Source organism: Chryseobacterium urinae, from assembly GCF_030518295.1.
Taxonomy (GTDB): Bacteria; Bacteroidota; Bacteroidia; order Flavobacteriales; family Weeksellaceae; genus Chryseobacterium; species Chryseobacterium mucoviscidosis.
In genome coordinates this window covers 35,347-42,644 of the sequence record NZ_JAULSJ010000037.1, presented here as the reverse complement: position 1 = coordinate 42,644, position 7,298 = coordinate 35,347, and the positions used below count along the sequence as shown (strand labels likewise).

Annotated in this window: 4 protein-coding genes; all 4 read right to left on the bottom strand. The window is 37.4% G+C overall.

Annotated features, from left to right (window positions below; genetic code table 11):
* Positions 1-89: 89 nt before the first annotated feature.
* Genes QWT87_RS18215 through QWT87_RS18200 form a run of 4 tightly spaced genes read right to left on the bottom strand, consistent with a single transcriptional unit; the run spans position 90 to position 7,137 of the window.
* Positions 90-1,478 carry a glucoamylase family protein gene (locus QWT87_RS18215; protein ID WP_302717852.1) on the bottom strand — a complete coding sequence of 463 codons (1,389 nt, stop codon included), beginning with the start codon at positions 1,476-1,478 and terminating at the stop codon, positions 90-92.
* A 13-nt stretch (positions 1,479-1,491) separates the two neighbouring features.
* Positions 1,492-2,886, bottom strand: coding sequence for a glucoamylase family protein (locus QWT87_RS18210; RefSeq protein WP_302717850.1), 1,395 nt, complete (start codon positions 2,884-2,886; stop codon positions 1,492-1,494).
* Positions 2,887-2,891: 5 nt separating this feature from the next.
* Entirely contained in the window at positions 2,892-4,313 is a 1,422-nt protein-coding gene (locus QWT87_RS18205) for a RagB/SusD family nutrient uptake outer membrane protein (RefSeq protein ID WP_302717848.1), read from the bottom strand.
* A 10-nt stretch (positions 4,314-4,323) separates the two neighbouring features.
* Positions 4,324-7,137: a SusC/RagA family TonB-linked outer membrane protein gene (locus QWT87_RS18200; RefSeq protein ID WP_302717846.1), complete on the bottom strand. Its 2,814-nt coding sequence runs from the start codon at positions 7,135-7,137 to the stop codon at positions 4,324-4,326.
* Positions 7,138-7,298: the final 161 nt, after the last annotated feature.

Here is a 7,298-nt window from a genome sequence, read left to right as displayed (position 1 = left end):
TCCCAATTTTTCGCTTTTCGGGGGCGGCCCCGCCGCCGCCGAAACCCCAAAATAGCGAGTGCGGAAAGCGGGAAACAGCTTCTGAAAAATTATTTAATATGATATTTTTCTGATTTGAAGCTCAATTTCTTTAATCCCTGCTGAATTTCAGGTGCATTCATGAATAATTTCCACAAAAATCCGGTTCTGTAGTTTTCTATCATCGGCGCAATCGTTCCCTGATCGATCGCGAGATATCTTGGCGTTGTCCAGTTATTGTAATGAATGGACGTTGCATCGTAAGGTCCGGCTGAGCCAATAAATTCAGGTTTTTGGGTGTAAATAAATCTTAAAAAATCCATTGATTCTTTTGGAGAATACGGAAAACTGCTCAACGCCGCAGTAGGAGTAATTACCCCACGGTCATTTTGCGGAAAATGTGCATCATATCCTGCGCTTCCGTCCTCATTTCTTGAATAACTGGCTGTTAATCCCCAATAATTGGGTCCATATCCTTTCCAGTTTTTGGGATTCTCAACGCAATATTTGTAATCAATAAGAACCTGATTTTTATTTAAATCAAAATAGTTTTTGATTAATTTATCTGATAAGTTCGTCGGATCCAGACCGATATAGGAATAATGTGCCCAAAATAAAGGCCCTCCATATTCTGCTGCACCATTGTGCTTTACATACATTGGCAGACCATATTTTTCTTTATCTGAAAGGTAAGTTCCGTTTCTTGTCCATCCTTTGTAATAGGTTTCGGCATCGATCGGATAAGCAGGTGATGAAGCGGCTAAAATATATGTAATTAAACATTCGTTGTAGCCTTCCAACGGGAAGTTCATTTCCCACTGATAATCGGGTGACCAATGCCAGTAAAGAACTTTCTGCCCTCCTTTTGTGTACCAGTTCCATTGAATGCCTTTCCAAAGTTCGTCACATTTTTTGGCTAAAGCTTTTTCTTCTGCATTTCCGTTTTTAAAATATTCACGAACCATTAAAATTCCTGAAGTCAAAAAAGCGGTTTCTACCAGATCTCCTCCATTGTCTTTTTTCCCAAACGGCACTGTTTTTCCAGTTTCACCATTGATCCAGTGAGACCAGGCTCCTTTGTGACGATCTGCTTTTGCAAGAAAATCCATCATGGTAGTCAATCTTTTCACCGCATCTTTTCTTGGGATAAATCCTCTTTCTACGCCGACTAAAATGGTTGCCAATCCAAATCCTGATCCTCCTGTCGTCACAACATGTTTATCATTATCCGGATAGATATTATCTTCGTGATAGCGTTCTCTTCCTAACATTGAATTGGGTTCTGCATAATCCCAAAAATACTTTAAAGCATCTTTCTGAACTTTGTCCATTAACTGCTCGTCTGTGATGTTGTTTTTTACAATCTGAACTTTTGATGCTTCCTGTATGGAAATCTGTGAGTTCCTACACGAAACCGAGAGTGATGATATAGCGATGACTGAAAGTATTATCCTTTTCATAATTTAATTTTGTTTAAAATCCATACTGTGTAGAATGGAATCCTAATTTTATTAATCCCTGCTTAATATCGGGCGCATTCATAAATAACTGCCATAAAAACTGGCTTTTATAATTTTCTACCATTGGTGCAATCGTTCCCTGATCTATTGCTAAATATCTTGGCGTAACCCAATTATAATGAACAGAATAAGCATCATAAGGTCCCGCTACACCTACATATTTATTATAATTTTCATTATACAGAAATCTTAGCATATTCATACTTTCTGCAGGTGTGTAAGGCATACTTGATAATGCTGCTGTGGGAGAAATAATTCCTAAATCGTTATTTGGCTGATGTGCAGCGTAATCATCTCCTCCTGTATTTGGATTTCTGGAATAACTTGCAGTAAGTCCCCAACTTTTCGAATTATATCCCTGCCATCCTTTCGGATTGGCAACGCAATACTGATACATTATTTTAGCATGATTGGTTGTGGCATCACCATAATTTACGTATTCATCGGACAAGCCTCTCGGATCCAGTCCTAAAAATGAATAATGCGACCAAAACATCGGACCTACCGTGCCATTTGCGCCGTTATGATTGACTACAACAGGTAATCCAAACTGAGATCCTGTATTTTTTATACTTCCGCTTCTGGCCCATCCCTGCTGATAAACAGGTTTATCGATTGAGTAATTTGGAGATGCAGCAGCCATGATATAGGTAATTAATGTTTCATCAAAACCTCTTAACGGCATATTCATCTGCCAATCGTAATTGGGAGACCAATGCCATGTAAGCATATTGGGAGCTGCGGGATTTTGTGTATACCAGTTCCATTCAATTCCTTTCCATAGCGCATCAGCTTTCTGAGAAATTGCCAGTTCTGAAGTATCTGAAGAGTTTTTAAAATATTCTCTCACACAGATCAGTCCCTGTGCAAGAAATGAAGTTTCAACCAAATCTCCTCCGTTATCTTTCTGACTGAAAGGTACAACCTGACCGTTGGTTCCATTGATCCAATGCGGCCATGCTCCATGAAAACGATTGGCATTCTGAAGAAAATTAAGTGATGTCGTCAATCTGGAAACCGCTTCTGCTCTGGAAATATATCCGTTTTTAATACCCACTAAAATAGTCATGAGTCCAAAACCTGAACCACCGATGGTCACAATATTTGCATCCTGAGAAGGATTATCGGTATGATATCGTTCTCTTGCCAATTTTGATCCCGATTCGGCGTAATCCCAAAAATACTTTAAAGCATCTTTTTGTACCATTTCGATGAGTTGGGTGTCGGTGTAGTTGTTGGTGGGAGTTTCCTGACTCTGTTGGTTGCTGTTACTTATAGTATCTTCAGAAGAACAACTGCCACATAAATATATGGCAGTTGTTAATATTATAAAATTTTTAATTTTCATGAGGCTTAGTATCCAGGATTCTGAACAAGCACCCCATTGCTTTGACTGATTGCGTTTTGCGGTATCGGGAATACATCGTTTTTCCCGGCAACAAATCCGTAGCTTGCCAGAGCACTGGAAGCTTGTCCTGTTCTTACAAGATCAACAAATCGGTCTCCTTCCATCGCTAATTCTACTCTTCTCTCTTTCCATATTGCAGTACGTAATGCAGATTGTGTAGTTGCTGTTGTACCAGGTAACATGGCTCTCGTTCTCACTTTATTTAAATTCGTGATTGCGGTTGCAGAATTTCCTAATTCATTTGCTGCTTCTGCATTAATTAGCAATACTTCAGCAAATCTTAAAATCCTTATATTTTGTCTGGAGCCATATCCACAAGAAGTATTATTTAAACTTTTAGGAACATACGCTTTCTGATTAAATGTTTTTACTGATAAAGGATCTCCAACCGCAATAACATCTCCTTCAGGCGTTGTTTCTCCATCTCTTAAGATGGTAAGCTCTTTTCTGATATCTCCGGTTTCAAATGCTGCCTCCAGAGAAGGTGAAGGTGTGAAGAACCCCCATCCAAACTGTCCTCTTACACCCTGAACTTCTGCATATTGACTTCCTCCTAATGAAGAACATTCGCAGTCTACTTCAAATACAGATTCCGGACCGAATTCTCCTGCAATTCTGAAAAGGTGGTTGAAGTCAGGATCCAGAGAATAACCCATTGCAATTACCTGATTAGAAGTATCGTATGCCTTCTGATAATCTTTTTTATACAGATAAACTTTTGATAACAAACCTAACGCTGCACCTTTGGTAACTCTTCCCTGATCCGCAGCAGAATAACTCTGAGGCAAAACTTCTGAAGCTGAAGTTAAATCTGAAATAATAAAATTATACACCTCTTCTTTGGATTTTCTAGGGATATTGTAATTTAAATCTGAAGGAATACCATCAAAGATAGGAACACCTCCATAAATTCTTACAAGATTAAAATAGAAATACGCTCTCAGCATTTTAGCTTCTGCAAGAAGTCTTTTTTTCAATGTCTCGTTCATGGTAATCTTTGGAATGTTACTGATTACCTGATTACATCTTGCAACCGCATTCCATTGACCTGTCCAGTATCCTTCTACTCCGCCATCGGAAGCAGTGTAGGTAAATTGGTCATAAGCAAGCATAAAGGATGCATCTCCAGGGTTTGAACCTTTAAGGACGTCATCCGCAGGAACCCCAAAAACATATTGCGAAGGAAATGCTGAATTTTCCCAACTTCTTAAAAAGCTATAAATAGCAGTCGTTGCAGAGACAGCATCTGCTTCTGTTGTAAAGAAGTTGTCTGCTTCATTTTTAGTTTCAGGTTTTATATCTAAATAATCATTTCCGCAAGATGATGCAAGAAATAGACTTAATAACAGTATTGATACTTTTTTCATTTTTTTAATTTTAGAACGTTAAATTAACCCCCATTGTATAGATCGAAGATAATGGATAAATGTTTTGATCTACACCCAACTGAACACGGTCTGAGGTATTCAATATTTCTGGTGAAAAACCGTTGTATTTAAAAGATGTCCATGGGTTTTGGGCAGAAACATACACTCTTAATTTCTGAATCTTTGCATTAGTAAACAAATCAGAAGGTAGTGTATATCCAATCTGAATATTTCTAATTCTGAAGAAACTTCCATTCTCTACATAGAAACTGTTTGGCTTAATAATATTCTGATCATTAGTAACCATAGGATATGTATTAGAAGTACCTTCACCTCTCCATCTGTTATTATAGAAATCCAGATCCCAGCTTTCGTTACCGTAACGTTGTTCTCTGTTGTAGTTATAAATTTCATTTCCTGCAACACCTTGGAAATCAACTGAAAAATCAACATTATATCCTGATAAGTTAATTCCGAATCCGTATGTAAAGTCAGGAATCGGGCTTCCTAAGTATGTTTTATCTGAATTGTCAATAACTCCGTCCCCGTTAATATCTGCAAACTGAAATCCTCCGACAGCAGCTCCCACCTGCTTAGGTGCAGCATTTACCTGTGCCTGATTCTGGAAGATTCCTGCTACCTGGAATCCGTAATATGAACCTACCGGAACACCTTTTTCTAATCTTGTGATTGTACTTCCGAATAAGTAAGGTCCTGTTTCGTTATATGAGTTGTTGTAAACCGAAGTGATTTCATTTTTAAGAGTGGTTAAATTTCCATACACTCCAAATTTAATTTTATCTGTAAGGTTTGCTTCATAATTCACAGAAAATTCAAATCCTTTATTATTGAAAGAAAATGCATTCGTAACTAGTTTATTCTGTGCTCCGGAAATAGAAGGCTGCTGAATTCCGTATACAACATCTTTAGAGTCTTTGTTGTAATAGGTAGCTTCTACTTTAAGTTTATTTTTCAGGAATGCCATCTCCAATCCGAAATCTGTTCCTTCAATAGTTTCCCAACCGATTGATGTATCAATAATATCTGTCGTTGTTTCACCCGGATAAGCAACCCCTCCAAAGTAAGCATTCAGACCGGTTTGTGTGGTTAAAACGTAGTTAAGACCTCTTACAGGATTTCCTAAACTTCCCCAGCTTCCTCTTACTTTTAATAAATCAAAAATATTCTGATTGCTCATGAAGTTTTCTTTTGAGATAACCCATCCTGCACTTACAGCAGGAAACCAGTGTGTTCTGTCATCCGAACTGTATCCCGTAGTTCCATCATTTCTAATGGATGCATTGATGAGATATTTCCCCTTGTAATCGTAATTTACCCTTCCGAAATAAGACTGCACTCTGTCTCTGAAACCAACTTCCCAAGAAGCTCCGTCTGCATAATTATTTCCGCCGCCGCTTGTTGTTGGGATACTTCCTGAAAAATATAAAGACTGTTCTGTACCGTTATACACGATATCTCTTCCAAAAGTATTAAGATTAAGTCCGTAATCCTCGTTTCTGGTCATACCTGCCAGAATTTCAAGGTTATGATTTCCTAATTGCTTTCTCCATGTTAAAGTATTATCTAAAACATACGATCTCAGCATCTGGTTTGTTCTTAATAAGCTTGAACGTGAAGTACTTGCAGGAATATAGTTGATAACTGGGCTGTAAGAGTAAGATTTTACATCAGAATTATCCTGAGTATAGCTTAATCTGTATGTAAAATCGTCCCAAAATTTATATTCTCCCCAAAGATTTATTAAATATCTGTTACCATTATCCTTTCCTCTGAAAAGATCTAAAGTCGCTCTTGGGTTGGCAAGCGAAACAAGCGTTTGATAGCCGTATGTTCCATCTGCGTTCATTGGGCTGTAAACAGGTGGAGAAAGATATGCTGTTAACGTAGGATTGTTTGCATTATCTCTTCGTGTTGTACTCCATGTTGAGTTGGTACCTACCGTTAAATGATCCGTTAATTTATACGTTAAATTAATCTTTGAAGTAAATCTGCGGAACTCGTCTCCACTGTTAATTCCTTTACCTGCAGCTAAATTTCCCTGATCTGTTAAATAACCTAAACTTAAAAAGTAATTTAATTTATCTGATTTTCCTGAGGCAGAAATATCATTGGAGTTGATCATGGCGTCTCTAAAAATCTCATCAAACCAGTTTGTGCTCGTAGGAAACATAGAAGAATTAATAAATCCTGTTGTAGAACCCTGATTTTTTAATTTTTCATTATAGAGTTCCACATATTGATCTTTATTAACCATTTTAGGTATGTTGGAAACTCTTTTTAACCCGATATAAGAATTGAAATTAAAAACATTTCTTCCTTTACCTGATTTTGTTTTAATAATCACCGCACCTTTTGAAGCTTTGGCTCCATAAATAGCTAACGATGAAGGATCTTTTAAAACACTCATCGACTCGATGTCCAGCGGATTCAGAAAAGAAATATCTTCTGTTATACTTCCGTCAACAATAAATACTGTTGTTCCGTTTAAAGTTCCGATTCCTCTGATATCAACCCTGGGAGAAGCTCCAGGAGCAGCGCCGTTGGTAATCTGAACCCCCGCTACTTTTCCCTGAACGGAACTAAGTGCATTTGGATTAGGCTGATTTTCTAATTGCTTTGAAGATATTGTAGCAATACTCCCCGTTACATTCTCCTTTTTCTGAGAACCATATCCAATCATCACTACTTCCTCGATCTTCTGCTCCTTCGGAACAGTATCTTTTGGAGTAGTTTGCGCATTGACATTCATACCGAAGTATAAAACCGCAATGAGACATGAATACTTTAAATCACTTTGTTTCATATAGTTTAATTTTATTCGTACAATCAGTTCTGAGATCGGAAGTTTTACTTCCGACTGTCTTTTTACAGGAAAATAATATATTCTCAATAAAAGACATTAGTCAAAATTATAAAAATATCTTCAACAATGTTAATTATACTTAAATTTTTTATCATTCTGTT

Bases quoted from the DNA above. Each gene is read 5' to 3' on its own strand.
- QWT87_RS18205 (WP_302717848.1), bottom strand. From the start codon at position 4,313: ATGAAAAAAGTATCAATACTGTTATTAAGTCTATTTCTTGCATCATCT.
- QWT87_RS18210 (WP_302717850.1), bottom strand. From the start codon at position 2,886: ATGAAAATTAAAAATTTTATAATATTAACAACTGCCATATATTTATGT.
- QWT87_RS18215 (WP_302717852.1), bottom strand. From the start codon at position 1,478: ATGAAAAGGATAATACTTTCAGTCATCGCTATATCATCACTCTCGGTT.
- QWT87_RS18200 (WP_302717846.1), bottom strand. From the start codon at position 7,137: ATGAAACAAAGTGATTTAAAGTATTCATGTCTCATTGCGGTTTTATAC.